At 73.5% G+C, this 24,513-nt stretch carries 26 protein-coding genes; 15 read left to right on the top strand and 11 right to left on the bottom strand.

Annotated features, from left to right (window positions below):
* The first annotated feature begins 174 nt into the window (after positions 1-174).
* From ACFY30_RS19790 to ACFY30_RS19780, 3 genes are all read left to right on the top strand, one after another.
* Positions 175-447, top strand: a complete 273-nt coding sequence (locus ACFY30_RS19790) for a hypothetical protein (protein WP_390846454.1) — start codon at positions 175-177, stop codon at positions 445-447.
* 169 nt (positions 448-616) lie between these two features.
* Complete coding sequence (locus ACFY30_RS19785) at positions 617-1,432, top strand: chitosanase (RefSeq protein ID WP_390846453.1); 816 nt, start codon at positions 617-619, stop codon at positions 1,430-1,432.
* 109 nt (positions 1,433-1,541) lie between these two features.
* Positions 1,542-2,006: an ATP-binding protein gene (locus tag ACFY30_RS19780; protein ID WP_390846452.1), complete on the top strand. Its 465-nt coding sequence runs from the start codon at positions 1,542-1,544 to the stop codon at positions 2,004-2,006.
* 12 nt (positions 2,007-2,018) lie between these two features.
* On the opposite strand, the gene ACFY30_RS19775 is transcribed toward ACFY30_RS19780, so the two are convergent.
* Both ACFY30_RS19775 and ACFY30_RS19770 read right to left on the bottom strand, forming a co-directional pair.
* Positions 2,019-2,513, bottom strand: a complete 495-nt coding sequence (locus ACFY30_RS19775; RefSeq protein ID WP_390846451.1) for a molybdenum cofactor biosysynthesis protein — start codon at positions 2,511-2,513, stop codon at positions 2,019-2,021.
* A gap of 109 nt (positions 2,514-2,622) precedes the next feature.
* The gene (locus tag ACFY30_RS19770; RefSeq protein WP_390846450.1) at positions 2,623-3,948 is read right to left on the bottom strand and encodes a lipase family protein; all 1,326 of its coding nucleotides are present in this window, start codon (positions 3,946-3,948) and stop codon (positions 2,623-2,625) included.
* A gap of 618 nt (positions 3,949-4,566) precedes the next feature.
* Here ACFY30_RS19770 and ACFY30_RS19765 point away from each other — a divergent pair.
* The 3 genes from ACFY30_RS19765 (at position 4,567) to ACFY30_RS19755 (ending at position 7,164) form a co-directional block, all read left to right on the top strand.
* Positions 4,567-6,051, top strand: coding sequence for an MFS transporter (locus tag ACFY30_RS19765; protein ID WP_390846513.1), 1,485 nt, complete (start codon positions 4,567-4,569; stop codon positions 6,049-6,051).
* Between the two features lie 359 nt (positions 6,052-6,410).
* Complete coding sequence (locus tag ACFY30_RS19760) at positions 6,411-6,842, top strand: NAD(P)-binding domain-containing protein (RefSeq protein ID WP_390846449.1); 432 nt, start codon at positions 6,411-6,413, stop codon at positions 6,840-6,842.
* 115 nt (positions 6,843-6,957) lie between these two features.
* The gene (locus tag ACFY30_RS19755) at positions 6,958-7,164 is read left to right on the top strand and encodes a hypothetical protein (protein ID WP_390846448.1); all 207 of its coding nucleotides are present in this window, start codon (positions 6,958-6,960) and stop codon (positions 7,162-7,164) included.
* 75 nt (positions 7,165-7,239) lie between these two features.
* Here the strand turns inward: ACFY30_RS19755 and ACFY30_RS19750 are convergent, their stop codons facing one another.
* Together ACFY30_RS19750 and ACFY30_RS19745 are read right to left on the bottom strand one after the other, a co-directional pair.
* On the bottom strand, positions 7,240-8,157 hold the full coding sequence (locus ACFY30_RS19750) for an SGNH/GDSL hydrolase family protein (RefSeq protein ID WP_390846447.1): 918 nt from the start codon (positions 8,155-8,157) through the stop codon (positions 7,240-7,242).
* Positions 8,158-8,338: 181 nt separating this feature from the next.
* Complete coding sequence (locus ACFY30_RS19745) at positions 8,339-9,226, bottom strand: oxygenase MpaB family protein (RefSeq protein WP_390846446.1); 888 nt, start codon at positions 9,224-9,226, stop codon at positions 8,339-8,341.
* 216 nt (positions 9,227-9,442) lie between these two features.
* On the opposite strand from ACFY30_RS19745, the gene ACFY30_RS19740 reads away from it, so the two are divergent.
* Entirely contained in the window at positions 9,443-9,718 is a 276-nt protein-coding gene (locus tag ACFY30_RS19740; RefSeq protein WP_390846445.1) for a WhiB family transcriptional regulator, read from the top strand.
* Here the strand turns inward: ACFY30_RS19740 and ACFY30_RS19735 are convergent, their stop codons facing one another.
* Positions 9,719-10,333: a TetR/AcrR family transcriptional regulator gene (locus ACFY30_RS19735; protein ID WP_390846444.1), complete on the bottom strand. Its 615-nt coding sequence runs from the start codon at positions 10,331-10,333 to the stop codon at positions 9,719-9,721.
* 125 nt (positions 10,334-10,458) lie between these two features.
* On the opposite strand from ACFY30_RS19735, the gene ACFY30_RS19730 reads away from it, so the two are divergent.
* From ACFY30_RS19730 to ACFY30_RS19715, 4 genes are all read left to right on the top strand, one after another.
* A complete protein-coding gene (locus ACFY30_RS19730; RefSeq protein ID WP_390846443.1) occupies positions 10,459-11,220 on the top strand; it encodes an SDR family oxidoreductase in 762 nt (253 codons plus the stop codon).
* 117 nt (positions 11,221-11,337) lie between these two features.
* The gene (locus tag ACFY30_RS19725; protein WP_390846442.1) at positions 11,338-12,111 is read left to right on the top strand and encodes a beta-glucanase; all 774 of its coding nucleotides are present in this window, start codon (positions 11,338-11,340) and stop codon (positions 12,109-12,111) included.
* 422 nt (positions 12,112-12,533) lie between these two features.
* Entirely contained in the window at positions 12,534-12,710 is a 177-nt protein-coding gene (locus ACFY30_RS19720) for a hypothetical protein (protein ID WP_390661527.1), read from the top strand.
* A gap of 28 nt (positions 12,711-12,738) precedes the next feature.
* Positions 12,739-13,986, top strand: coding sequence for an aminotransferase class V-fold PLP-dependent enzyme (locus ACFY30_RS19715; RefSeq protein WP_390846441.1), 1,248 nt, complete (start codon positions 12,739-12,741; stop codon positions 13,984-13,986).
* 22 nt (positions 13,987-14,008) lie between these two features.
* On the opposite strand, the gene ACFY30_RS19710 is transcribed toward ACFY30_RS19715, so the two are convergent.
* Together ACFY30_RS19710 and ACFY30_RS19705 are read right to left on the bottom strand one after the other, a co-directional pair.
* Positions 14,009-14,839 (bottom strand): hypothetical protein, encoded by an 831-nt coding sequence (locus tag ACFY30_RS19710; protein ID WP_390846440.1) that lies wholly within the window; start codon positions 14,837-14,839, stop codon positions 14,009-14,011.
* Positions 14,836-16,479, bottom strand: a complete 1,644-nt coding sequence (locus ACFY30_RS19705) for a serine/threonine-protein kinase (RefSeq protein WP_390846439.1) — start codon at positions 16,477-16,479, stop codon at positions 14,836-14,838. The genes ACFY30_RS19710 and ACFY30_RS19705 overlap by 4 nt, the downstream gene beginning before the upstream one ends.
* Positions 16,480-16,633: 154 nt before the next feature.
* On the opposite strand from ACFY30_RS19705, the gene ACFY30_RS19700 reads away from it, so the two are divergent.
* Positions 16,634-17,392, top strand: a complete 759-nt coding sequence (locus ACFY30_RS19700; RefSeq protein WP_390846438.1) for an FG-GAP repeat domain-containing protein — start codon at positions 16,634-16,636, stop codon at positions 17,390-17,392.
* 117 nt (positions 17,393-17,509) lie between these two features.
* Complete coding sequence (locus ACFY30_RS19695; protein WP_390846437.1) at positions 17,510-17,875, top strand: hypothetical protein; 366 nt, start codon at positions 17,510-17,512, stop codon at positions 17,873-17,875.
* Positions 17,876-18,036: 161 nt separating this feature from the next.
* Here ACFY30_RS19695 and ACFY30_RS19690 read toward each other — a convergent pair whose 3' ends face one another.
* A complete protein-coding gene (locus ACFY30_RS19690) occupies positions 18,037-18,219 on the bottom strand; it encodes a hypothetical protein (RefSeq protein ID WP_390846436.1) in 183 nt (60 codons plus the stop codon).
* An 83-nt stretch (positions 18,220-18,302) separates the two neighbouring features.
* On the opposite strand from ACFY30_RS19690, the gene ligA reads away from it, so the two are divergent.
* Positions 18,303-20,408, top strand: a complete 2,106-nt coding sequence (gene ligA, locus ACFY30_RS19685; protein WP_390846435.1) for an NAD-dependent DNA ligase LigA — start codon at positions 18,303-18,305, stop codon at positions 20,406-20,408.
* Between the two features lie 54 nt (positions 20,409-20,462).
* Here the strand turns inward: ligA and ACFY30_RS19680 are convergent, their stop codons facing one another.
* Positions 20,463-21,278 carry an SAM-dependent methyltransferase gene (locus ACFY30_RS19680; RefSeq protein WP_390846434.1) on the bottom strand — a complete coding sequence of 272 codons (816 nt, stop codon included), beginning with the start codon at positions 21,276-21,278 and terminating at the stop codon, positions 20,463-20,465.
* Positions 21,279-21,422: 144 nt separating this feature from the next.
* On the opposite strand from ACFY30_RS19680, the gene ACFY30_RS19675 reads away from it, so the two are divergent.
* Positions 21,423-21,956 (top strand): AAA family ATPase, encoded by a 534-nt coding sequence (locus ACFY30_RS19675; RefSeq protein WP_390846433.1) that lies wholly within the window; start codon positions 21,423-21,425, stop codon positions 21,954-21,956.
* Positions 21,957-22,036: 80 nt separating this feature from the next.
* Here the strand turns inward: ACFY30_RS19675 and ACFY30_RS19670 are convergent, their stop codons facing one another.
* Together ACFY30_RS19670 and ACFY30_RS19665 are read right to left on the bottom strand one after the other, a co-directional pair.
* On the bottom strand, positions 22,037-22,894 hold the full coding sequence (locus ACFY30_RS19670) for a PaaX family transcriptional regulator C-terminal domain-containing protein (RefSeq protein ID WP_390846432.1): 858 nt from the start codon (positions 22,892-22,894) through the stop codon (positions 22,037-22,039).
* A gap of 222 nt (positions 22,895-23,116) precedes the next feature.
* Positions 23,117-24,469 carry an MFS transporter gene (locus ACFY30_RS19665; RefSeq protein WP_390846431.1) on the bottom strand — a complete coding sequence of 451 codons (1,353 nt, stop codon included), beginning with the start codon at positions 24,467-24,469 and terminating at the stop codon, positions 23,117-23,119.
* Positions 24,470-24,513 lie beyond the last annotated feature (44 nt).

The raw sequence follows: 24,513 nt of genomic DNA, 5'->3' as shown, positions 1-24,513 counted from the left end.
CGTACACAGCGATGTGCGAGTGAGGGCGGCATACCCGTGGAGGAGGGGCGGATTCGGTACATGCCTCCATGCGCCCCCTTCCGCCGCGGACTTTGGCCGAAGACCGCCCTGCCCCGCGCGGGCCCGGGTCGTCCGCCGGGGGCGTTGTCAGTGGGGGATGCCAGGCTGCTGGTCATGGACGAGGCTGAGTTCCTGCGGGGCCGGGTCTACGGCGCCGATCACGACGACGCGGGCCCCCGCCCCGACCGCGTGTACGCCGAGCTGGTGGGCGGCCCGCTCGACGGTCTGCTGCTCGATGTGACGGGCCGCACCGGCCACGAACCACGCGAGGTGGCGCTGACCACGGAGATAGGCCGCTACGGCCCGGGCGGCCGGGCCCTGTACGTACGGCGCGACGCGGACGGCCGCCGGTTCGACTGGCGGTGCGACACGCCCGGCACCGCCTGATCCGGCCGCCGGCACCCGGTCGTGCCGGGTGGTGGCGTGGCTCGTTTGTTCGATCGTACGAACCTCATTGCGGTGGGTTACCTCTGCGCCCCCGCTCCTGATAGGAAACTTTCCTGTCAGTTCGCACACAGAGCCACCTCACCCCCCACTCCCACCTGGAGCCACTGTGGTGCACACACCCACCTCCCGCCGCACCTTCCTCACCCTCACCGCAGCCCTGACCGGGGCCCTGGCGGCCGCCCCGCTGCTCCCCTCCCCGCGGGCGACGGCGGCCGCCGCCGGGCTCGACGACCCGGCGAAGAAGGAGATCGCCATGAAGCTGGTGTCGAGCGCGGAGAACTCCTCGCTCGACTGGAAGGCCCAGTACAAGTACATCGAGGACATCGGCGACGGTCGCGGCTACACCGCCGGCATCATCGGCTTCTGCTCCGGCACCGGCGACATGCTCGACCTCGTGGAGCTCTACGCCGGCCGCAGGCCGGGCAACGTCCTCGCCAGGTACCTTCCCGCCCTGCGCGCCGTCGACGGCACCGACTCGCACGCCGGACTCGACCCGGACTACCCCAGGGACTGGCGCAAGGCCGCCCAGGACACCGCGTTCCAGCAGGCGCAGAACGACGAGCGCGACCGCGTCTACTTCAACCCGGCCGTCAAGCAGGGCAGGGCGGACGGCCTGCGCACCCTGGGCCAGTTCATCTACTACGACGCGATCGTCATGCACGGCGACGGCACCGACGCCACCAGCTTCCGCAACATCCGCAAGCGCGCGCTGAACAAGGCGAAGCCGCCGGCCCAGGGCGGCGACGAGACCGCGTACCTCCACGCCTTCCTCGACGCGCGTGTCTGGGCGATGAAGCAGGAGGAGGCGCACAGCGACACCAGCCGGGTCGACACCGCCCAGCGCGTCTTCCTCCGCAAGGGCAACCTCGACCTCGCCACACCCCTGGACTGGAAGGTCTACGGCGACCGCTACCACCTCGACTGACCTGGCCCGGTACAGCCGGCCGGAGGCAGTGCGGGGGGCGGAGCGAACCGCTCCCCGCGGGTGGTGCTCCTGGGGCTTAGGTGACGGGTTCGTGGGTAGCCGCGCCGACATGGACGGGGCAGCGAAGGCGGTCCGGCGGGATTCCGGTCCGTCCGGCGAGGATGCCATCGGGGCCGGTGGCATCCCGTTCGAGACGACGGTGGCCCTGGACGGCAAGGACGGCTGTATCGCCCGCGCGCGGCGTCTGGCGGGCGAGTTCCTCACCCGCGTGCGCCGTGGGCACGGCCTTCCGGTGCCGGCCAGGGTGGTGGACCTCTCCCAGCTCGTGGTCAGCGAGCTGGTCACCAACGCGCTCAGACACGCGCCCGGCCCGGTCCTGCTGCACCTGCGCATCGTCGACGACACGGTCGAGATCGCGGTGTGGGACACCGACCCGGCTCTACCCGTGCCCCGCCCGCCCGACCCGACCCGGGTGGGCCAGCACGGCCTGGAGATCGTCCGGGCCGTGGCGCAGCGGCTCGACGCCGTACGCGAGCCGGTCGGCAAACGGATCGTCGCGCGCCTCGCCCTCTGACCGGAGCGGGGGTCACGCCTCCCTGACGTCGAATGCGGCCCGCCCGACGGCCAGCACACCGTCGGACAGCGGCGTGCACCGCACACCGCCCTTGCCGCGCAGCGCGCGCTGCGCCCCCGGCGCGACCGTCACGTCCATCCAGGCACAGGGCCGTGCCGGACGGTTCACGGCGAACACCACGGGGCCCGCGCCGCTGTCCAGCACGATCGTCGAACCGACGAAGGAGTCGATGTCGACGCCCCGCAGCAGGATGTTGCGCCGAGTGTGCGTCAGACCGACGGAGGCGTTGAGGCGCACCGGCAGGTTCTCGGCGGTCATGAGCGTCACCGCCGCGTCGCGATGGGCCGGACGGCCGAAGTAGCGGTCGCCGACCAGTCCGAGGCCGGCGCGGACCTCCACCTGCCGCACCAGTTCGTCCGTGGGCCCGTCCGCCGGCCCGTCCGAGGGACGCCCCGCCAACCGGTGCGCCGACGACACCAGCAACTCCACCACCTCGACCTCGGTCATGGGATCCAGCCTAGGGCCCATTCCGGGCCGCGAGCGGACGCGGACGGCCGGTGCCCCGGAAGGGTGCGCCGGCCGTCCGCGCCGTGTGTTCCGGACGCGGCGGCCCGGGTCAGGGCCTCAGCGGCAGCGTCGAGCAGTTGGACGTCGCCGGCCTGCCGTCGAGCCGGTCGGACAGCCACGCGATCGCGTCACCCTGGTCGGTGAGCAGCGGAGTGAAGTGGTTGATCAGCGACCGGCCCAGGCTGGGCAGCACCACCGGCTTGTACGTGACGTCGGCGCCCTTCGCGCACCAGGCGACGGCGAGCGCACGCGCCTGCGCGTGCGGTACGAGATCGTCGGCGGTACCCGTCGCCAGGCGCACCGGTGACGCCGGCTTGATGGTGCCGATGCGCTGTTCGGCCAGGAACGCCGAGAGGGCGGGCTCCGACCGGACGAGGTCGCTGATGGAGCTCCCGTCGGTGGTCCAGGAGGTGCTGCGCGCCGAGTTGTAGGCCAGCAGCGCGTCGCCCACGCACATGGTCGACAAGTCCTTCAGGGCCGCCTTGCCGGCCGCGTTCAGATGCGCGTCCGCGATCGGCTTCAGCTCGGGGTCGGACTGCACGAACCCGTTGACCGACCAGCCCAGCGCTCCGGCCAGGTCGCTGCCGTCGATGGCCGCGGTGACGGCGGCCAGGTCCGCGGGCGGCGCCCCGGTGTAGGTCCCGGCGAGGGTGACGTCGGGGGCGTAGGAGGGCTGGAGTTCGGCGGCCGCCGCCGTGGCCCCGCCGCCCTGGCTGTAGCCGTACAGCGCGACCCGGGAGCCGGCCGTGAGCGACGTGCCGCGCAGGGAGCGGGCCGCGCGGACGGCGTCCAGGACGGCATGTGCCTCGTCGACCCGGTTGACGTACGTGTGCAGCCGGTCCGTCGCGCCCAGCCCGGCGTAGTCGGTGACCACGACGGCGATGCCCCGCGCGAGCAGGCGGTAGATCGCCAGGTCCTCGTAACCGACCGACAGGGTCTGCCAGTTGACGGTGAGCGGATGCTCCAGTCCCAGGGAGGCGGCGCACTGGTCGCCCTGTCCCATGGTGCCCGGCGCGACCACGACCAGCGGACGCGCCCCGCTGCCCTTCCAGGCGGCCGTGGGTTCGATGTAGGCGCCGGTCACCGCGACGGGCTGCCCTGCGGAGTCCGTGGACTTGTACATCAGGCGGGTCGCCGTGCCGGGGAGCGGGCCGTCGACGCCCGGCAGACTCAGGGCGAGGGGGAGGGGTTCGGTGCGTACCAGCGTGCCGTCCGCCGCCGGGAGCGTGGCGGGCGGGTTGTAGAACGCCGGGATGGTGACACCGCGGGAGACCACGGCGTCCGTGTCGGTGGCGGCGGTGGCCGGGACGGCCGTCGTGCCGAGGCAGGCCGCCACGGTCACGGCCGTGGCCAGCAGTCTGGTGGGGGCGGGCATGGCGGACCTCCGGGGGAGAAGGGAGGCCCGAGCCTTCCTCTGCGGCTCGGGTGGGGGACGGCACGGAGCCCCGGTCGTCCCAACCGCTGCCCCGTACCGTTCTTAGACGAACTGTCAGGACGGTACCGACCGGACGGTTACCGCGGGTACTGCCCGGTAGGTTACGGTTCAGTAATATGACTGCGGGTGCTCGAACCCCCACGCTCGACAGACCGTACGAGCCGTGCGGGCGCGGTGAAGCGCCGGACGTGGACGGCGGCGCGCCGGATGTGGACGCGGTGCCAACGAGCAGTGGACCGTACGCCAACGACACACCGGCGGTCTCTGTCGCATCCTGGTGATCACCGCGGACCGGACGTCCGCGGGGCCCGGTGCCGGGCCAGGACCGCGGGGGAGTCCTGGCTCGGCACCGCCGTCATGACAGGCCGTTGATCGAGTGGTGACGGCCACGCCCCGGGCGTACGGTGGGGCGGTGGACACGGCGGTGGACGCCCTCCGTCCCCCGCGCCTCCCATCGGGCCCGCCTGCGGGCGGGCGGCACACGTCATGAGCAGAGCTCCGCAGCCCACCCCCGCGACGCAGACCTCCGCCCGGCAACAGGGCGGCGGCGGAAACGCGATGGCGCTGCTGGTCATCGCGTCCTGCCAGTTGATGGTGGTCCTGGACATCACCATCGTGAACATCGCGCTGCCCGACATCCAGCGCTCGCTGGACTTCTCCACGACCAGCCTGTCGTGGGTCGTCAACGCCTACACCCTCACCTTCGGCGGGCTGCTGCTGCTCGGCGGCCGGGCCGGTGACATCCTCGGCAGGCGGCGCGTGTTCGTCGTGGGCGTCCTGTTGTTCGTGCTCGCCTCCCTGCTCGGCGGCCTCGCCCAGAACGAGGTCCAACTCCTTTCCGCGCGCGCCCTGCAGGGCGTCGGCGGGGCCATCGCCTCCCCGACCTCCCTCGCCCTGATCAGCACCACGTTCCGCGAGGGACCCGAACGCAACCGCGCCTTCGGCGTGTTCGCCGCGGTCTCGGCGGGCGGCGGCGCGATCGGCCTGCTCGCCGGCGGCATCCTCGTCGAGTGGCTGAACTGGCGGTGGGTGCTCTTCGTCAACGTCCCCATCGGCCTGCTCATCGCGCTGGCCACACCCCGCTACATCAAGGAGTCCGAGCGCCATCCCGGCCGCTTCGACATCACGGGCGCGCTGACCTCGACCGTCGGCATGGTGCTGTTGGTGTACGGCTTCATCCGCGCCGCCCAGGAGGGCTGGCGGGACGCCCTCACGCTGGCCTCGTTCGGCGCGGCCGTCGTCGTCCTGACCGTGTTCGTGCTGGTCGAACGCCGGTCCAAGCAGCCGATCACACCCCTGCACATGTTCGCCGACCGCAACCGTGCGGGCACCTACGGCATCATGCTGTGCCTCGCCGCCGCGATCTTCGGCATGTTCTTCTTCCTCACGCTCTTCGTCCAGAACGTGCTCGACTTCAGCCCTCTGGCCGCCGGGCTGGCGTTCCTCCCGGTCAGCGCGGTGATCGCGGTGGGCGCCGGGCTGGCCTCCCGGTTCCTGCCGACGTACGGGCCGAAGCCCTTCATGGTGGTGGGCGCGATCCTCGCGGCGACGGGCCTGGCCTGGCTGACCCTCACCGACGTCCACTCCACCTACGCGGGCAGCATCCTCGGCCCGATGCTGGTCTTCAGCCTGGGCATGGGGATGGAGTTCGTGTCGCTCACGCTCATGGCGCTGTCCAACGTGCCCACACCCGAGACCGGCGCCGCCTCCGGACTGCTCAACGCCACCCAGCAGGTGGGCGGTTCGCTCGGCCTGTCCATCCTGGTCACCATGTTCGGCACGGCCAGCCGCAACGAGGCGGACCAGCAGGTGCCCGCCTTCCTCGCCCAGGCCACCCCCGCCGAACGCCTGCGTTTCCAGCGCACCGGTGAACTGCCCCCGCCCTGGTCGGACGAGGTCCTCGCCTCCGGCGTCTCGGCCGCCTTCGTCATGGCGGCGATCTTCACCGTCGTCGCCGCCCTGATCGCCATCGTGGTGATCCAGGTAAGGCCCTCGGACCTGGAGCGCCTCAAGGGCGGGGCGGGACCTCCGGCGGGGGTCTGACCCCGGAAGGCCCCGGGAGCCCAGGACACAGGGCCGTTTCCTCGGGATGGATCCCGCGGCAACCGCACCGGACTCCTTCGGCGAGTTCGGCGGCGGCGGAGACGCCCGCGCGACGCGGATACGGCGCCGGGCCCGCCGTACGCCCGATCCGCTCGACTCACCCCGCGGACCGGTGCCGGAAGGTCGTCCTTCCCCAGTCGCGGCGGGCACGAGGGTGCCGGGCCGGCGTGTTCGCGGGGCTGTCCCGTCGTGGGGCGTCGGGGGACAGCGACCGGAACCTCCTGCCGCCGGGCCGCCGGGCCGCCGGGCCGGACGGACCGTCGTCGCCGGGCCCGCGGGTGCCGGGTCAGGGCCCGCCCATGGTTCTGGGAGACGTGGGGATTCCGCATCCGGGCGCCATGGGCGCGGGCGTGGCGGCGCAGGCCGTGGCGGAGGGTGCCACGGTCCGGTGGCTGCCGCGGGGCCGCTCGCCCGCCACCGGGGAGCGGGCCGGGCGACTCGGACTGCGGGCCGCGGGGAGCCTCGCGGAACTGGCCGCGACGTGCGAGGTCGTGCTGAGCGTGTGCCCGCCCGCCGCCGCGCTCGACGTCGCCGGGCAGGTCGCTGCGGCCGGATTCCGGGGCGTCTACGTCGACGCCAACGCCGTCAGTCCGGAGCGGATGGCCGAGATCAGCGCCGTGTTTGAGGGCGGCGGGGCGACGGTCGTGGACGGCGGCACCATGGGGCCGCCGCCCCGCGCGGCCGGTTCGACGCGGCATGGGGCCCGCGCCAGCCGACCTGGCGGCATGTGAACGACATCGCCGACCACCTGGGCCGCGTCCACACCGTCCTCCAGGCGGGCACCGCCCGCGCGGACGTCGCGATCTTCCGCCAGACCGGCCACACGGCCACCGGCATCGGAGCCTCGTGGTTCACCGCGACCGGCGTCCCGCTCGGCTGGACGCGCCGGTGGTCGACCGGCTCCACCCCGTCGTCGAGGTGGAGGTGGCGACGCCACTCGTCAACCGCCTCCGCGTCGCCCAGCCCGCCGTCTTCGGCGCCGTCCCCCGCCAGGACCACGGGCTGGTGGGCCCGGTCCGCCTGGTGCCCTGTGCCCGGAGAGTGGTCGGCTGACCGGGGCCGCCGGCGCGGGCGGCTCGCGGGCCGGCGGCGGCCCCGGGTGTGGGCCGCCGCCGGTGGGGTCGTCGGTCAGTGGCCGTGTCGTCCCTGGTCCAGGCGGTCCAGCACGGCCTCGGCCATGGCGGCCTCGCCCTGGGCGTTGGGGTGGGCGGGAGCCGCCGGGGAGGTGGGCCGCAACGGCTCGATCCAACGGTCCGCCTCCGGCTTGCACATGTCGTGGCCGATGGTGGGACCGTAGGTGTCGGCGTACTCCGCGCGGTTCCAGCGCGCCACCAGGCGCAGCATGTGGTTGAGGCGCTTGCCGGTGTCCCGGAGGTAGGGGAAGTCCCCGGCCGCGAACGGCACCGAGGGCGCGCAGCCGCTGCCGTCGTCGGGCAGCAGGTCCGGATAGCCGACGACGAGCACACGCGCGTGCGGCGCCCGTCTGTGGACGTCCCGCAGCACCTGGGCGACCTTGGGCGCGGTCCGGGCGATCGCGACGCTCAACCCGTCGACTCCGGAGGAGCCGTAGTACCGCTGGCACGGGTTGCCGGCCGGGTCCTGAGCGGACAGCTGGGCGCAGGTGGCGATGATGGAGCCGAAGCCGATGTCGTTGCCGCCGATCTGCACGGTCACCAGGTCGGTGTTCCGGCGCACGGCGTCCAGCTGGGGGCCGTTGGTCCCCTGCGCCTTCCACATGTTCTCGGTCGTCGCCCCGGAGCAGCTGACGTCCTTGAAGGGGGTCGCGCCGAGCCGTGCGGCCACGATGGAGGGGTAGTTGTGGTCGGAGCGTGCGCAATGGGCGTCCACCTGCCGGGGGATGAGGGGACCGGAGGTGTAGGAGTCCCCGAGCGCCACGTACTCCTTCGCCTTCCCGCCGCCCTGGCCGTGTTCCGCCGCGGGCACCGGCGCAGCGGCGACGAGAGCGCAGCCCCCCAGTGCGGCCACGAGTGCGGCGCCTCTGCGGCGCCGTCCGGCTGATGCTCCCCCGCGTATTCCGCGCTCCATCGCGCTCCTCCCCCCGAGCCCACCCGGGCCGGCGCCGGCGCCGCCTACGGCCGCCGTACTGTGCGCCGGAGTTTGTATACCGCCGGGTAGGCCGCGAGGGCCATAGGCGTGACGGAGTACGTTCGCGCGTTCAGGCGGGAGGTGAGGGGAGTCGAGGAGAATCCGCTGCCCGGCCCCGGTGTCAGCCGGTGGCGGTCGTCACCCGCTGCCGGGCCGGCGCCATCGCCCACCGGATCGTCGCGGTGGTGGCGCGGCCGAGCGGCAGCAGGCACACCTCCTCGACCACCGGCAGCCTGGGCAGCCGCAGTTCTTCGGTGGCCCAACGGGGCAGCAGCGCCACGGCGTTGGCCGCGAGCACCCCGTAGGGCAGCCGGGCGACGAGCGGCACGGGCGGGTGCAGCAGCAGGAAGCGGGCGGCCTCCCGCGCCTGCGCGGTGACCTCCAGCTCCGGCCGGTAGGCGGCCAGCCGCTCGGTGAGCTCGGCCCTGCTGCGGGGCGGATCGGGGATGCCCAGCTCGACGGCGACGCGCGCCATGTCCTCGACATAGCCGTCGCACTCGTCGTCCGACAGGGGACACGCTCCGTAGCGCTGGTGCGCGCGCAGGAAGCTGTCGGTCTCGGCGACGTGCACCCACCCGAGCAGATGCGGATCCGAGGCGAGGTACGGCTCACCGCGCTCGGTCAGACCCCGTACCCGCGCGTGCACCGCCCTCACCCGGGCGCACGCCTGCCCGGCGTGCTCCGCGGTGCCGTACGTCGTCGTGGCGAGGAAGGTGCTCGTGCGCTGGAGCCGGCCCCAGGGGTCGCCCCGGTAGCCGGAGTGGGCGGCCACGGCCGCCATGGCGAGGGGGTGCAGCGACTGGAGCAGCAGCGCCGACAGCCCGCCGATGAACATGGAGGCATCCCCGTGCACCCGCCGGACCGGGCGCTCCGGCCCGAACCAGCGCGGGCCGGGAGTGCCGTGGATGCGAGCCCGGACGCGGGGGCCGTCCGGTCCCGCGACGCGCTTGAAGAGGCCCTGGCCCAGCCGCTCCCTGGGGCCGCGGCCCTCGGCTTCGGTGCGTCTCATGGGTGCGGTGACCTCCTCTGGGCCGGTCCTGGCGCTCACGCGGCCGCGGTGCGTGCCCGTTCGCCGCCCGCGCCCCGGTCCGTGCATCTCAGCCATGGCCGAAACGGTTGAAAGTGCCTATATTTCTTTCTACCTCTGCCGGGTCCGGGGATGCGACGTGCGTCGCTGAGCCGGGCTGCCCCGCCGAAGTCGGCGAAGTGATCGCCGGAGGTACCGATGACGTCCTTCCCTTCCACGAACTGGCGCGAAGCCGCTGCCTGCCGTTCCGAGGACCCCGAACTCTTCTTCCCGATCGGCGAGGACGGCCTGTCGCGGCGGCAGATCGAGCGGGCGCGGGCCGTCTGCCACCGCTGCCCGGTGATGAGGGCCTGCGGGGCCTGGGCGGTCCGGCACAACGAGACCGACGGGGTGTGGGGCGCGATGACGGCGGGCGAGCGCCGGAGCCTGCGGCTGAGCCGCCCCCCGCGCGGCGGCCCCCGGCCGCCGTCGTGATCAGGTGCGGACGCCCCGCATCAGATTGCCGACCAGGCCCGTCGCGAACTCCTCGGTGAGGGGGAGGTTGGGCAGCAGCAGCCGGTGGTAGCAGGCGCCCCAGAGCTGGTCCACGAGGATCTCGGGATCCACGTCGGCACGCAGCTCCCCCCGCCGCTGTGCCTGCCGCATCCGCAGGACCGCCAGCTCCCGGCGCGGGCCCGAGTAGCGCTCCAGCAGGGCGGCGGCCAGGTCGGGGTCGGTCTGCGCCTGGCCGATCAGCTCGGCGATCACCCTCCCGGCCGGGGTTCCGGTGAGTACCCGTACGAACGCCCGGAGCTGCGCCGTCAGGTCGGCTTCCAGGTCGCCGCTGTCGGGGAAGGCCAGCGCGGACTCCACGGCGTGGAAGTAGCCGTCCAGCGCGAGGGCGCCCTTCGACGGCCACCACTTGTAGATCGTGGTCTTGCTGACGCCGGCCCGGTCGGCGACCGCTTCGATCGTGAACGCGCCCATGCCCTCGTCGAGCAGCAGGGCGCCGGCCGCCTCGAGGACGTCGGCGCGCACCTCGTCCGCCGGACGCCGTCCACGGCCCCGCCGCACCCGCGCGGCCCCTGCGCGTTCCGTCCGCTCCGGCATTGCGCCGACCTCCCGAGTTCCGTCCGACCGGTCCACCCTGACATATGGACGCGGCGTCCACAACGTGTTTATATGAACGTGGCGTTCATAAAGAACCTCGTTCATCACTCAGCGGGAGGCAGATCATGTCCGAGATCACAGAGGTCGCCGAGACCACCGGCACCGCGCGGGTCGCCCTCGTCACCGGTGCCTCCGGCGGCATCGGCCGGGCCGTCGCCCGCAGGCTCGCCGCCGCGGGCATGGCCGTCGGCGTCCACTACGCGGGCAACAAGGCGGCGGCGGACGAGACCGTGGCCGCGGTCGAGGCCGGCGGCGACAGGGCGGTCGCGGTGGCCGGGGACGTGGCCGACGACGGCGCCATGGCCGCGGCGTTCGACGCGGTGGAGCGGGCCTTCGGCGGGATCGACGTCGTGGTGCACACCGCGGGCGTCATGGTCCTCGGTCCGGTCGCCGACTACGACCTGGACGCGTTCGACCGGCTGACGCGTACCAATGTGCGCGGCACCTTCGTGGTGGCCCGGCAGGCGGCGCGGCGGGTCCGCGCCGGCGGCGCCGTCGTCACCTTCTCCACCTCGGTGACCCGCCTGTCCTTCCCCGGGTACGCCGCCTACGCGGCGAGCAAGGGGGCCGTGGAGGCCCTGACGCCCGTACTGGCCCGCGAGCTGCGCGGCCGCGACATCACGGTGAACACCGTGGCCCCCGGCCCCACCGCCACCCCGCTCTTCCTCGAGGGCAAGGACGAGGAGACGATCGCCCGTCTCGCCGCCCAGCCCCCGCTGGAGCGGCTGGGCACCCCGGACGACATCGCCGAGACGGTCGCGTTCCTCGCCGGTCCGGGACGCTGGGTCAACGGGCAGGTCCTGTTCGCCAACGGCGGCATCGCCTGACCTGCGGCGGGCCCGGAGGCGCCCCTCACCGGGCGTGGTTCACTCACACGGGTTGTCCTGGAGGCGGAATCAGCCCGCACCCGCATGTCCGGGTCCGGCGCGGAGCAGCATCCGCCCATGGAGAATCCCGCATCCGACAGCCCGCCGCCGACGGAGGCGGCCCTGCGCGGACCCGAGCCCGTCTTCACGGCGGACTTCACCTCCACCCGTCAGTGGGTGGCCGGGCGTTCGTGGGCGTATCCGAACGGCGGACCGATCAACCCCGGCGACAACAAACTGGACTACCTGGTGTCCGATCCCGCCTACAGCCGCTCGGGCACCTTCCGGGCGACCCGTCGGCCGGACGGGCGGTGGAACACGGGTCTGCTCACCACGGAGGGGAGTGAGGAGGCCTTCACCGTCCGGACGGGGGACGTGCTCGAGGCGCGGGTGAGACTGCCGTACGAGATCGGGGCCTGGCCGGCCATCTGGACCTGGCGGGACGGCGATCAGGAGATCGACGTCTTCGAGTACCACCCCGACAACCCCGACCTGCTGGAGCTGAGCAACCACGTCCGCGGCGGAAGCCTCTACCACCGCGACCCGGCGATCCGCCCGGGCGCCTGGATCGATCTGCGGGTCGAGTTCGGCAGACGGTCCGTGGTCTGGTGGGTGAACGGCCGGCAGGTGTTCGCCGACCGGCAGGGGGTGGGGCGCGGCTGGCACGCCTATCTCATCGTCAACCTGTCGGTCTGCGCCGGCCGTTACCACCCGCCGCCGACCCCCAGGACCACCGAGATGTCGTACGAGGTGCAGCGCCTCGTGGTGCTGCGGCCGCCCGCGCTCCTGGAGGCGGTGGACGAGGAGGCCGAGGAGGATGCCGACGGCGGTGCGCCCGAACCGGAGGCATGAGCACGGGAAACGCGCGGACCCCGCACCACCAGAAGGGGTACGGGGTCCGCATCCGAGCGCCGGGCAGGCCTTGCACCTGCATTTCCCCGCAGGAAGCGGGGCGTCTTTCCTTGGACCACCAACGCGTCACCGAGGAGCGGGGGTTCCGCCCTTCAGCTGTTGCTTCAGCTTAGCGCATGGTCACACTGACGGTGCACCAGGTTCCGGAATGCACCCCTCCGAATGGTCGTGGGCGGTCATCCATGGTCATGAGCACGGGGCGAAGCGGGGACAATGCGATGATGTCGCCGACACCGTTCTCGCTACGGGGCCGTCGGCGACGTCACGGCAGCGTGGATCCGCCCGCCGGGTCGGTGCCGTGTCCGAAGTTCGTTCCGCCGCGTCGGGCCCGCCCGGCCGTCCACGAAAGCAGAGCCTCTCCCGTGTTCTCCGTCTTCGACGACACGCCGATCTACCACCGCCTCGTCACCGAACGCGGTGACGTGCCCGCCCAGGTGCGCGGCGAGGCCGAACGCATCAAGCGCGACCTGGACCGCGTCATGACCGGCGGCCCCGCGCTCACTCCCGGCCTGCCCGCACAGAGGTCGTTCTTCTCCTGACGCCGTCCCCGCCCGGAGAGGGATCACCATGAGCGAGGGCGAAGTCGTCACCGCGCCCCGTCCGCTGACCCTGCCCGACGGCCGGCCCGCGATGGCGGGCTGGACCCTCGACCCCGGCCTGCGCCACCTCAACCACGGGTCGTTCGGCGCGGTCCCGAAGGCGGCACAGGAGCGGCAGGACGCGCTGCGCGCGGAGATGGAACGCGCCCCGGTCGTCTGGTTCGCGACGCTGCCCGAGCGCCTCGCGGCGGCCCGTGCCGAGATCGCCCGCCGCCTGCGGACCGACGCGAAGGACCTCGCTCTCGTCCCGAACGCCGGCGCCGGCGCCAGCGTCGTCCACGCCGCGCTGGCCGCACGGCCCGGCGGGGACATCGTCGTCACCGACCACGGCTACGGCGCCGTCACGATGGGAGCCGAGCGGCTCGCCCGCCGCTGGGGCAGCCGTGTGCGCACGGCCCGCGTACCGCTGACGGCCGACGCCGAACAAGCCTACGAGGCCGTGCTTGCGGAGGTGGACGACGAGGTCGCCCTCATCGTCCTGGACCAGATCACCTCGGCCACGGCCCGCCTGATGCCCGTCGAGCGCGTCGGCGCCGAGGCGGCACGGCGCGGGATCACCCTGCTCGTCGACGGCGCGCACGCCCCCGGTCTCCTCGCCGAGCCCCTGACGGGCCTGGAGTGCGACGCCTGGATCGGCAACCTGCACAAGTGGGGCTGCGCCCCGCGCGGCTCGGCCGTGCTGGTCGCCCGCGGTCCCCTGCGGGAGGAACTCCACCCCCTGATCGACTCCTGGGGAGCTGCCGAGCCCTTCCCCGAGCGCTTCGACCATCAGGGCACCCTCGACGCCACCGGCGTCCTGGCCGCGCCCACGGCGCTCCGGTTCATCGACGACACCTGGGGCTGGGACACGGCCCGCCGCCACGTGGACGAACTGGCCGAGTACGGCGCCCGCGTCGTCGCGGCCGCCTTCGCCCGCGCCGGAACCCCTCCGGACCCCGTCGACGTCGGCATGCCCGTCCCCGGCATGCGGCTGGTCCGGCTGCCCGACGGTCTGGGCACGAGCCGGATCGCCGCCGACGCGCTCCGCGACCGGGCCCCCGCCGAACTGGGCGTGGAGGCCGCGTTCACCAGTTTCGGCGGTCTCGGCTACCTCAGACTGTCCGCTCACGTCTACAACACCCCCGAGGACTACGAGCACTTCGCCGAGACCTGCGTACCGGTGGTCGAGCGATGGGCTCGCGAGGCGCGCGCAAGCGCCGCGGGGCGTGCGCGCTGAGCCTTCCCGCGCATCGGGGAGATCAGGAGCAGTCGTACGTGAACGCGGTCCTCGCCGTCCCACCGCCCGGGGACAGCACACGCAGCTCCGCCGCGGCGGCGTAACTGCCCTGCCCCTGGAAGGTCCACAGCAGATGCAGCCGCACCACCCGCCGGCCCTCGGCCACCGTCGCGTGCAGGACGTCGGAGGCGGTGCCGTCGTTGCGGACCCAGCGGTAGGACAGCTCACCCGCGCGGCCGTCGGTGCGGACCACACCGACGACGTCCGCGGTGCCGTCGCAGCCGGTGCTGTCCTGGGCGGCCGCCACCGTGACCTCGCGCACCGAGAGGCCGGGTGCGGCGTCTCTCCACAGCAGGAACACGAGCGCGGCGATCAGCACGAGGGCCGGCAGCGCGTGCCGGCGCAGGCGGCGGTGCCCGGCGGGCGCGGGCGCGGCGGGGACGTGCGGCACCGTGTGGGTCCCGGACGGGAGGGCCGCGGTGAGGCCCCGCGCGGCGGTGACGCCCGGGCCGAAGCGCAGGACCGTCCCGTCGCCGGGACCAGGGGCGGGCGGGCCGTCGCCCGGACGCACCGGCGTCGTGCCGTCGCAGGTGCGCGGGCCCAGCGCCGTCGTGGCCGGGTCGCCGTCCGGGCTCACCACCGTCGCAGCCTGGTCGCCGGGCGGGCCCAGCGCCGTCGGGGCCTGGTCGCCGTGGGGGCTCAGGGCCGCCGTGTCGTCGTCGGGGCGCTGGATCCAGTGACTGCCCAGCACGGTGGCGCTGTAGTCGTCCTGGTCCTCGACCCTGGTTCTCTCCAGGGGCACAGGGTCTGCCGTCTCGCCGGGCGCGGGCCGGTGGTCGTGAGGGGTGGTCATCGGATGTCGCACCGCCGGGTGAGGAGCTGCTGGGACGCGCCGCCGTCCGCGGCGGCGGGGCTGGTGGAGGCCTGCACGGTCCAGTAGCAGCCCGTTCCCTGGAAGGTGTGGTCGACGGTCAGCGTGTACTGCGTGGCGCCGCCGCGCCGGTACGAGACGGGCGCCCCGTCCGCGGCCCCGGCCTGCCCGGCGGTGTCTCCGGTGAACCAGGCGAGGGTGACGGAGACGGGGCCCGTGCCGTCCGTGGTGACCGTGACCGTGGTGCTGGCCGTGGCGGGGCCCGTCTGCCGGAAACCGGACACCGTGACGTCCTTGACGGCGGTGGAGACGGCGGGGGACTCCGACGCGCTCGTCGACGCACTGGGCGAGGCCGGTGGGGTGGAGTCGCTCGGCGAGGCACCCGGTGAGGTCGCCGGGTCGGTGGTGCCCGACGGCGACGAACTGGGCTCGCCGCCCTCGGAACCGGAGGGCGAGGCGCTGGGCGACGGGGAGCCGGTGCTCTCCGACGGGGTGGGTGACGCCGAGGCCGACGGCAGCGGGCCGGCGCCGCCCGGCGGCGTGGGACTGGTGGTGGCCAGGGCCTGCGTCTCCTGCCGGGACTGGGCTCCCGCCCCCTGCCCGACGCCCTGGCCCAGCAGGAGCGCGGCCAGCACGGCGGCGGTCGCCGCGGCCACTCCCGGCCAGGTGGGCCGCCACGCGTGCAGCCGTCCGGGGGTGGCGTCCCGGCCGAGCACGGTCCGTGCCTCGTCGGTGGTGGCCCCGGACGCCGTGCGCCCGGAGGGGAGCAGGAAGAGCAGCAGCGCCACGGCGGCGGCCAGCCGGCCCCGGCCGCGCTCCTCCCAGTCCTCGCCGTAGTGCGCCAGGGCGGCCCGCTCCAGGTCCGCCACGAAGGCCGCCGCGTCCGAGGGGCGCTCCGCCGCCGTCTTGGCCAGCCCCCGCCGGACCAGCGCGCGCACGGCCTCGGGCACCTCCTCGGCCGGGACGGGCTCCTCCGCGTGCTGCAGCGCCAACTGGGCCATGTTGTCGCCCGGGTAGGGCTTACGGCCCGTCAGGCACTCGAAGAACGTGGCGGTGGCCGCGTACACGTCCCCGGTGGGAGAGGCGGGCGCACCGGTCCACTGCTCCGGAGCCATGTAGGCCGGCGTGCCCGCCACGCCCGCGCTGAGACCGGCGTCCACCGCGATGCCGAAGTCGACGAGCTTGGACACGCCGTCCGGCGTGACCAGGACGTTCGCCGGTTTGTAGTCGCGGTGGACCACACCGGCCCGGTGCGCGTCGGCCAGACCGAGCAGCGAACCCTTCAGCACGGTCAGCGCCGACTCCGGCGACAGGGGGCCCTGCCGGGCGAGCAGCGTGCGCAGGGACACGCCGTCCACCAGTTCCATCACGATGGCGGCGCCCTCCGTCGCCTCCACGTACTCGTAGAAGCCCGCCACGTGCGGGCTGTCCAGACCGCCCAGCAGCTCCGCCTCGGCGCGGAAGCCGCGGACGAAGCCCGGTCGTGTCCTGAGCGACTCACTGAGGTACTTCACCGCCACCGGCAGACCGGTCGGCTCGTGCACGGCGAGCACCACCCGCCCACTGGCCCCGGCACCGAGTTCGAGCGACTCGGAGTACCCCGGTACCGCCCATGTGCTCATCGCCATCCCCCCTTGCCTCGGCGCGCCCGCGCCCGTGTGACCCCCAGGAGCGTCGGGTCACGGCTCCTGAGACACGTTTTCGGCCGTCGCGGTTGCAGCGGCCGAGGCAATGGCACCCGATCGGCGGCGAACCCCTGTGCGATAGTGGGGCGCCATGATCTCCGTGGCACACGGCTTGCCGCCCCTGACCGAGAGCGGAAGACGGCGCAGGAACGCCGCTGTCCTCGTCGGGCTCGGCCTCCTGCTCTGCGCCGGCTGCGAGGAGGAACTGGGCTCACCGCCCCTGCCGCCGGACGGGCCGTCCGCGGTCAGGGCCTGTGTGACGGCGCACGGCGAACTGATCGCCGACCTCGACGACGACGGCCGTGCGGACCGCGTCGCCGACCCGACGGGCCAGGGCGTCGACCTGACCATCACCTTCGCCGCCGGCTCGGCCCACGAGAACAAGGCCGGGCCCCGTGCCCTGGCCGACCACGCCGGGGAGCACCAGAACTACGTACGGGTCGCCGTGGCCGACTTCGACCGCGACGGGTGGAGCGACCTGGTCGTCGTCGCGGGACGGAACCAGGCCGGGGACGACCCCGTTCCCCCCGAGCTCGCCGAGCTGAGACTCGGTCCGTTCTCCAACACCGGCCGGGGCCAGAAGACCGTCCGGCTCGACCTGGGGCCCACCCGGAACATCGCCGTCGCCGACTACGACCACGACCGCCACCCCGACCTGGCGGCGTACACCTACACCGGCGACGGCACCTACGCGACCCAGGCCCGTCTCGGCGAATCCGCCCGCGGACTCGGTCCGGACACCGGCGAGTTCACCGTGGAGGACACGGACCACGGCAGCCCGGAAAGGCTCCCGCACACCGGCCTGGCCCCGTTCTATCCGGCGTGCCGGCCCGACGACACGACCGGCTGAGGGGAAACCCTTGGGGGAATGTCAGTGGTCTGTTGAAGAATGTGCCGCATAGAGATCAACTACGCCCGCACGGGGTAGGCGGTCATGTGCCGTCGTCCCTGAAAGAGGTCACCGCCGATGCCGCTCGCCGCCGACCAGCCACCCCGCAACGCCTCGCTGACCCACGTCGAAGCCGACGTCCTGCGGATCATCTGCGACGCACGCCACGCCGTGTACGTCACCGTGCACGCGAACGGGCGCCGCCGGTACAGCTATTGGCGGCCGCTGGACTCGGTCACCGGCAGAGGCGGCTGCTACGTGGCCCTGCCCACCGCCGTGTGCGACCAGTTGAAGGAGACGGGCCGGATAGCCTTGGGCGACCCCGTCACCGACCCCTCCAGGACGGTGTACCGGGTCCGGCCGGTGCGTGTCCCGGCCGCGGCCTCGCGGCTCGCGCCCGTGCCCGTGCGCCCGGTGCGGGCCCGGCTGCGCCGCGTGGCCTGAGGGACCCGGCCCCTGGGTCCGAACCAGCAGCGCCCGGCGACCGCGTGCTGCCGGGAGGGCGGGCCTCACCTCCGGCGGGGCCGGTCCCTCCGCGGGATGCTCGTCCCAGACGCCGGGCAGACCGTACTCGGACGCGTCGTGGCTGTCGCGGTCCCAGCCGATCAGCCGGTGCCCCTCCGCTCCGCGAAGCCCGGCGCGGCGACCCCCGCCACCGTGCCGAAGGCGCCGTGTCCCGGCGTGCGGCGGGTCAGCCGGCCCGCCGGGCCCAGGTCGTCGGTGCGCATCCTCGGGCGGCCGTACCACTCGGCAGCGCGGTTCTCTTCCACCGGCCCGGAGTTGTCCACCCGCCCACCCTGCCCGGTCGGACCGGACGACGGTGCGGCGCCCCTCCCCGCGCGCAGGGGCATTGTCAGTGGTGCCAGGCAGGATGAGGGACATGACGACACCTGGTGCAGTGATTGTGGACGCCGTGGCCTACGCGCAGGCGGTCGAGGACGCGGTGCGGGCGGCCGCCGCCTACTACGCGGGCGGCACATCGGTGCTGGACGACGACGCCTACGACCGCCTGGTGCGCTCCATCGCCGAGTGGGAGACCGCTCACCCCGAGGACGTGCTGCCCGCAACGCCGACCGGGAAGGTGGCCGGCGGCGCCGCGGAGGGGGACGTGCCCCACACGGTGGCGATGCTGAGCCTGGACAACGTGTTCTCGCCGCAGGAGTTCACCGCGTGGACCGCCTCACTGGCCCGGCGCGTCGGACACGACGTCACCCGCTACAGCGTGGAGCCGAAACTCGACGGTCTCGCGATCGCCGCCCGCTACACCGAGGGCCGCCTGACCCGGCTGATCACGCGGGGCGACGGGACGGCCGGGGAGGACGTCTCGCACGCGACGGGCACGATAGAGGGCCTCCCGGACCGGCTGACCGAACCGGTCACGGTGGAGGTGCGCGGCGAAGTCCTCATGACCACCGCCCAGTTCGAGCACGCCAACGAGGTGCGCACCGCGCACGGCGGACAGCCGTTCGCGAACCCCCGCAACGCCGCCGCGGGCACCCTGCGCGCCAAGGACCGCGCCTACACGGTCCCCATGACGTTCTTCGGCTACGGACTGCTGCCCCTGCCCGCCACCGAACCCGCCCTCGCCGAAACCCTCGCGGACGGCGCGCACAGCGATCTGATGACGCTCGCCGGCGCCTACGGCGTGAACACCACCGCCACCACCGCCGTGCCCGGCACCACGGCCGGGACCGCCGAGGAGGTCCTGGCCCGCGTCCAGGAGATCGCCGCCCTGCGCGCCCGGCTGCCGTTCGGCATCGACGGGATCGTCGTCAAGGCCGACCTGGCCGCCGACCAGCGGGCCGCCGGCTCGGGCTCACGCGCCCCGCGCTGGGCGATCGCCTACAAGCTGCCGGCCGTGGAGAAGATCACCCGGCTGATCGCGGTCGAGTGGAACGTGGGCCGGACCGGCATCATCGCCCCGCGCGGCGTCCTCGAACCGGTCGAGATCGACGGCTCCACCATCACCTACGCCACCCTCCACAACCCCGCCGACATCACCCGCCGCGACCTGCGCCTGGGCGACCACGTCATGGTCCACCGGGCCGGTGACGTCATCCCCCGCATCGAAGCCCCCGTTGCCCATCTGCGCACCGGCGACGAACAGCCCATCGCCTTCCCGGCGTCCTGCCCCCGGTGCGGCTCCGGCATCGACAGCAGCGAGCAGCGCTGGCGCTGCGAGAACGGCCGCAACTGCCATCTCGTCGCCTCCCTGTCCTACGCCGCCGGCCGCGACCAGCTCGACATCGAAGGCCTCGGCCACACCCGTGTGGTGCAGCTCGTCGAGGCCGGCCTGGTCGCCGATCTCGCCGACCTGTTCACTCTCACCCGCGACCAGCTCCTCGGCCTGGAGCGGATGGGGGAGACCAGCACCGACAACCTGCTCGCCGCCCTCACCAGAGCCAAGGGCCGGCCCCTGTCGCGCGTCCTGTGCGCACTCGGCGTCCGCGGCACCGGCCGCTCCATGTCCCGCCGCATTGCCCGGCACTTCGCGACGATGGACGCCCTGCGCGCGGCCGACGCCGAAGCGGTCCAGCGGGTTGAGGGCATCGGCACCGAGAAGGCGCCGTCCATCGTCGCCGAACTCGCCGACCTGGCCCCGCTCATCGACAAACTCGTCGCGGCCGGCGTCAACATGACGGAGCCGGGCGCCACCCCGCCGCCCGCCGAGGACACCGCGGCCGGCACCGACGGCGCGGCTCCCGAGCCCGCCGCCGGTCCGCTCGCCGGCATGGCGGTGGTGGTCACGGGCGCGATGACGGGCCCGCTGGAGAAGCTCAGCCGCAACCAGATGAACGAGCTCATCGAACGCGCGGGCGGCCGCGCCTCCTCCAGCGTCTCCAAGAAGACCGCGCTGGTCGTCGCCGGAGAGGGCGCCGGCTCCAAGCGGACCAAGGCCGAGACCCTCGGCATCCGCCTCGCCACCCCGGACGAGTTCGCCGCGACGGTCGCCGACTACCTCGGCACCGGGGAGTAGCGGCCGCTGCGCCGGCTCCCGCTTCTTCACGGGGACCGGCGCACCGGGTTCCCGCTACGGCTTGCGGGCGAGACCGCCGTGTTCCGCGATGACCACGGGGGCGGGGGAGGAGACGTCCGGGCGCCACTGGGTGACCGACACCACGCCCGGCTCGAGCAGCTCCAGCCCGTCGAAGAAGGACGTGATCTGCTCGGCCGTACGGAGGTTGTAGGGGACGGCTCCGCTCGCGTTGTAGGCCTCCTGGGCCTGCTCGAAGACGGGGTCGATCCCCAGCGAACCGTCGTTGACGGACAGGTAGCTGCCGGACGGCAGGGCGCCCATCAGCCGGTCGACGACGGAGCGCGCCTGGTCGTAGTCGCCGATGTGGCCCAGGATGTTGCTGAGGATGAGGGCGGTGGGCCGGCTGAAGTCCAGGGTCTCGGCGGCGGCCGCCAGGATCCGGTCCGGGTCGAGCACATCGGCGTCGACGTAGGCGGTCGCGCCCTCCGGGGAGGAGTAGAGCAGGGCACGGGCGTGCGCCAGCACCATCGGGTCGTTGTCGACGTACACGATCCGGGTCTCGGGGGCGATCCGCTGCGCGACCTCGTGGGTGTTGTCGGCGGTCGGCAGACCGGTCCCGACGTCCAGGAACTGGCGGATGCCCGCCTCGGCCACCAGGTAGGTGATGTTGCGCTGCAGGAAGGCCCGGCTGCTGCGGGCGATGGTCACGATGCCGGGGAACACGGCCGTGTACGCGTCGCCGGCCTCCTCGTCGACGGGGTAGTTGTCCTTCCCGCCCAGCCAGTAGTTCCAGATCCGGGCCGAGTGCGGCACGGATGTGTCGATCTTCTGGTGCCCCGCCGCTCCGGGGGTGGTCACGTGGTCGGTCATGAGGAGCGTCCGTCTTCCCATCGAGGAGTGGATCAGTCACCGCACAACTTACGTCCCAACGACCCGTTTACGTACACCAGTTCATGTTTCCTGTGGGTTCGAACAGCACCGGCGCCCCTTCTGCCCGCCGGTAGTGTGCCCGGGATGACAGTGGGCACCGAACACACCCGGCTCGTCGTGCTGCGCGGCAACTCGGCCTCCGGGAAGTCCTCGGTCGCGGCCGCTCTCCGCGAAAGGTTCGGACGCGGGCTGGCCCTGGTGGGCCAGGACAACCTCCGCCGGACCGTCCTGAGGGAGCGGGACCGGCCGGGCGCGGCGAACATCGGCCTCATCGACACCGTGGCCCGCTACGCCCTCGACGCCGGCTACCACGTCGTACTCGAAGGCATCCTGTACGCCGACCGCTACGGAGACATGCTCGCCCGGCTGCGCGGCGACCACCGCGGCCCCACCCACGCCTACTACCTGCACGTGCCGTGGGAGGAGACCCTCGCCCGGCACCGGACCAAGCCGATCGCGCACGAGGTCGGCGAGAGCGCTCTGCGCGACTGGTACCGGGAGCTCGATCTGCTGCCCGGTGGCGTCGAGACCGTCATCGGAGCCGACAGCACCCTCACCGAGACCGTCGACCGCGTCATGCGTGACACCGGCCTGGACGGTCTTCCGGCACGGGAGTGAGGGGGGCGGAGGCCGTCGCCGGACGAGGAGCGGTGCGGGGGCCGCCCAGGGCCCGTCCGGCACGGTCCGCCGGACGGGCCCTATCGCAAGGGTGCGGTCTCCAGCAGGTCGCGGGCCATGCGCAGCGCGGGAGCCTCGGTCTGCCGCGCGACCTGCCGGAAGGTCTCCTGGGCGGCGCGGGCCGGCCAGGCGGGAGGCAGGTGCCGGGCGGGGAGGCGGGGGTCGGTGCGGATGGTCCCCAGCCACTCGCTGACCAGCCGCAGCCGGGTCCCGATCGGATCGTCCCCGGAGCCGCCGCCCAGGTGGGCGGTCCAGCGCTTGTCGAAGGTGACGTACCGGGCGGCGATGCTCTCCAGGTCCCAGGTGTCACGGATCATCAGCTCGATGTCCGTGGCCTGGTCGGCCCGGGCGTGGAAGATCTTGACGTGGTCGGCGAGCCCCAGCTCCGAGACGACGGCGGAGACGTCGACGTCCCCCGGGGCGATCCACAGCCCGCTGTACAGCGCGCCGAACCCGGACCAGGTCAGCCGTGAACGCAGGTCGTGGCGCTGACGCTTCCAGGAGTCGGGGAGGGAGAAGCCCAGCAGTGTCCAGGAGCCGTCCCAGTCGTCGTTGACGGCGCCCTGCGTCCAGATCCGGGTGCGGCCGCCGTCGAGGATGCGCGTCGCCTGCGGTGTCAGCCCGAAGTACATCCTGCGGCCCTCCCGCTGGCGCCGCAGCAGACCCCGGTTGACCATCCGGGTCAGCGTGGACCGGACGGCCTGCTCACCGACCCCGGCCCGGCCGAGGACGTCGATGATGCTGCCCGAGTACACGCACAGCTCCCCCTCGTCCAGCACGTGGTTGCCGAAGAAGGCCAGCATGAGCGACTGCGGGCGCGGCTGCGGGCCGTCCGGGGTGTCGCCGTCCGAGGAGTCCAGGAAGTCGTCGTCCGCCACGGGAGCAAGCGTACGACCGCCCGCCGGCGGCGCGGCGGGCGGTCGTGCCAGGTCACTGGCCGTCGGAGGGGCGGGCAAAGGCGTGGGGCCGCGGGCACGGCGCGGGGCGCTGCACGCGGGAGCGGTCGGGCACAGGGGAACCGGCCGCCACCGGAAGGGAGTCGGGGGATGCGGTGACCGTTGCCCGCCGGTGGCCGCCGGTGCGGGCGCCTTGCGTGCGCGTCACGCGGAGACCTCCTGGGTGTGCGGGACGGCCGGGCGTTGCGTGGTGCCGGCGAGGGACGCCCGGCTGGTCTCGCGCACGAAGCACACGGTCAGCGCGGTGATGAGGGAGCCGCCGCAGAGCAGCAGGGCGACGGGGGTGCTGCTGTGGCTGCCGGCGACCAGGCTGCCGGCGATCATGGGGGAGAAGCCGGCGCCGATCAGCGTGGCGCCCTGGTAGCCGAGGGAGGCGCCGGTGTAGCGGACCCGGGTGCCGAACATCTCGCTGAACAGGGCGCCCAGCGGCCCGTACATCGTGGACTGGGCGATGCCGTGGCCGAGGACGACCGCGAGGATCAGCAGGCCCGGCGACTTCGAGTCCACCAGGGCGAGGACGGGGAAGGCGAGAGCCGCGGAGGCGAGGGCGCCGGCCAGCACGACCGGGCGGCGGCCGACCCGGTCGGACAGCGCGGAGACACAGGGCAGCACGACCAGGGCGACGGCGGCGGACACCGTGAGGGCCGTCAGCACCTGCGGCCGGGCGTAGCCGATGCCCGTGGCGTAGGCGATCAGATAGCTGGTCAGCAGCGACTGGGCGGTGAAGGCGCCGATGCCGACACAGCAGGCGAGCAGCACGGGACGCGGGTGCCGCAGCACGTCGAGGATCGGCAGCCGCGCCTCGGTGCGCTCCTTCTTCACCTCGGCGAAGAGCGGACTCTCCACCACCCGGAGCCGCACGAACAGGCCCACGCCGAGCAGCAGCACGCTCAGCAGGAACGGCACACGCCAGCCCCACGCCGTGAACTCGTCCCGGGGAAGGGCGACGACGAAGGCGACGACGGCGGCGGAGACGAGGGAGCCGAGCGGAGCTCCCATCTGCGTGAAGCTCGACCACAGGCCGCGCCGCCGCTCCCCGGCGTGCTCGACGACCATCAGCGTAGCCCCGCCCCATTCACCGCCGATGGCGATGCCCTGCAGGACCCGCAGGGTGATCAGCAGGACCGGCGCCCACACGCCGATGGTGTCGTACGTGGGCAACAGGCCGATGAGGAAGCTGGCACCGCCCATCAGACCCATCGTGAGCAGCAGCATCGACTTGCGGCCGAGCCGGTCGCCGAAGTGCCCGAAGAGGATGCCGCCGAGCGGGCGGGCGACGTAACCGGCGGCGAAGGTGCCGAACGCGGCGATGGTGCCGACGGCCGGGTCGGCGCCGGGGAAGAACAGTTCTCCGAAGACGAGGGCGGCGACCGTGCCGTACACGAGGAAGTCGTAGAACTCCACGGCGGTGCCGAGCAGCCCGGAGAGGGCGACCCTCCGCAGTTGCCGGGCCTGTTCGGGGGAGGTGGACGGTGCAGCGACGGGGGACGGGGACATCGCGGTCTCCCTTGACCGGGGGGGAAGGACACCGCGAAGTTAGG

This window comes from Streptomyces sp. NPDC000345 (genome assembly GCF_042898825.1).
In the GTDB taxonomy this organism is placed as follows: domain Bacteria; phylum Actinomycetota; class Actinomycetes; order Streptomycetales; family Streptomycetaceae; genus Streptomyces.
This window is presented reverse-complemented; position numbering and strand designations above follow the sequence as displayed.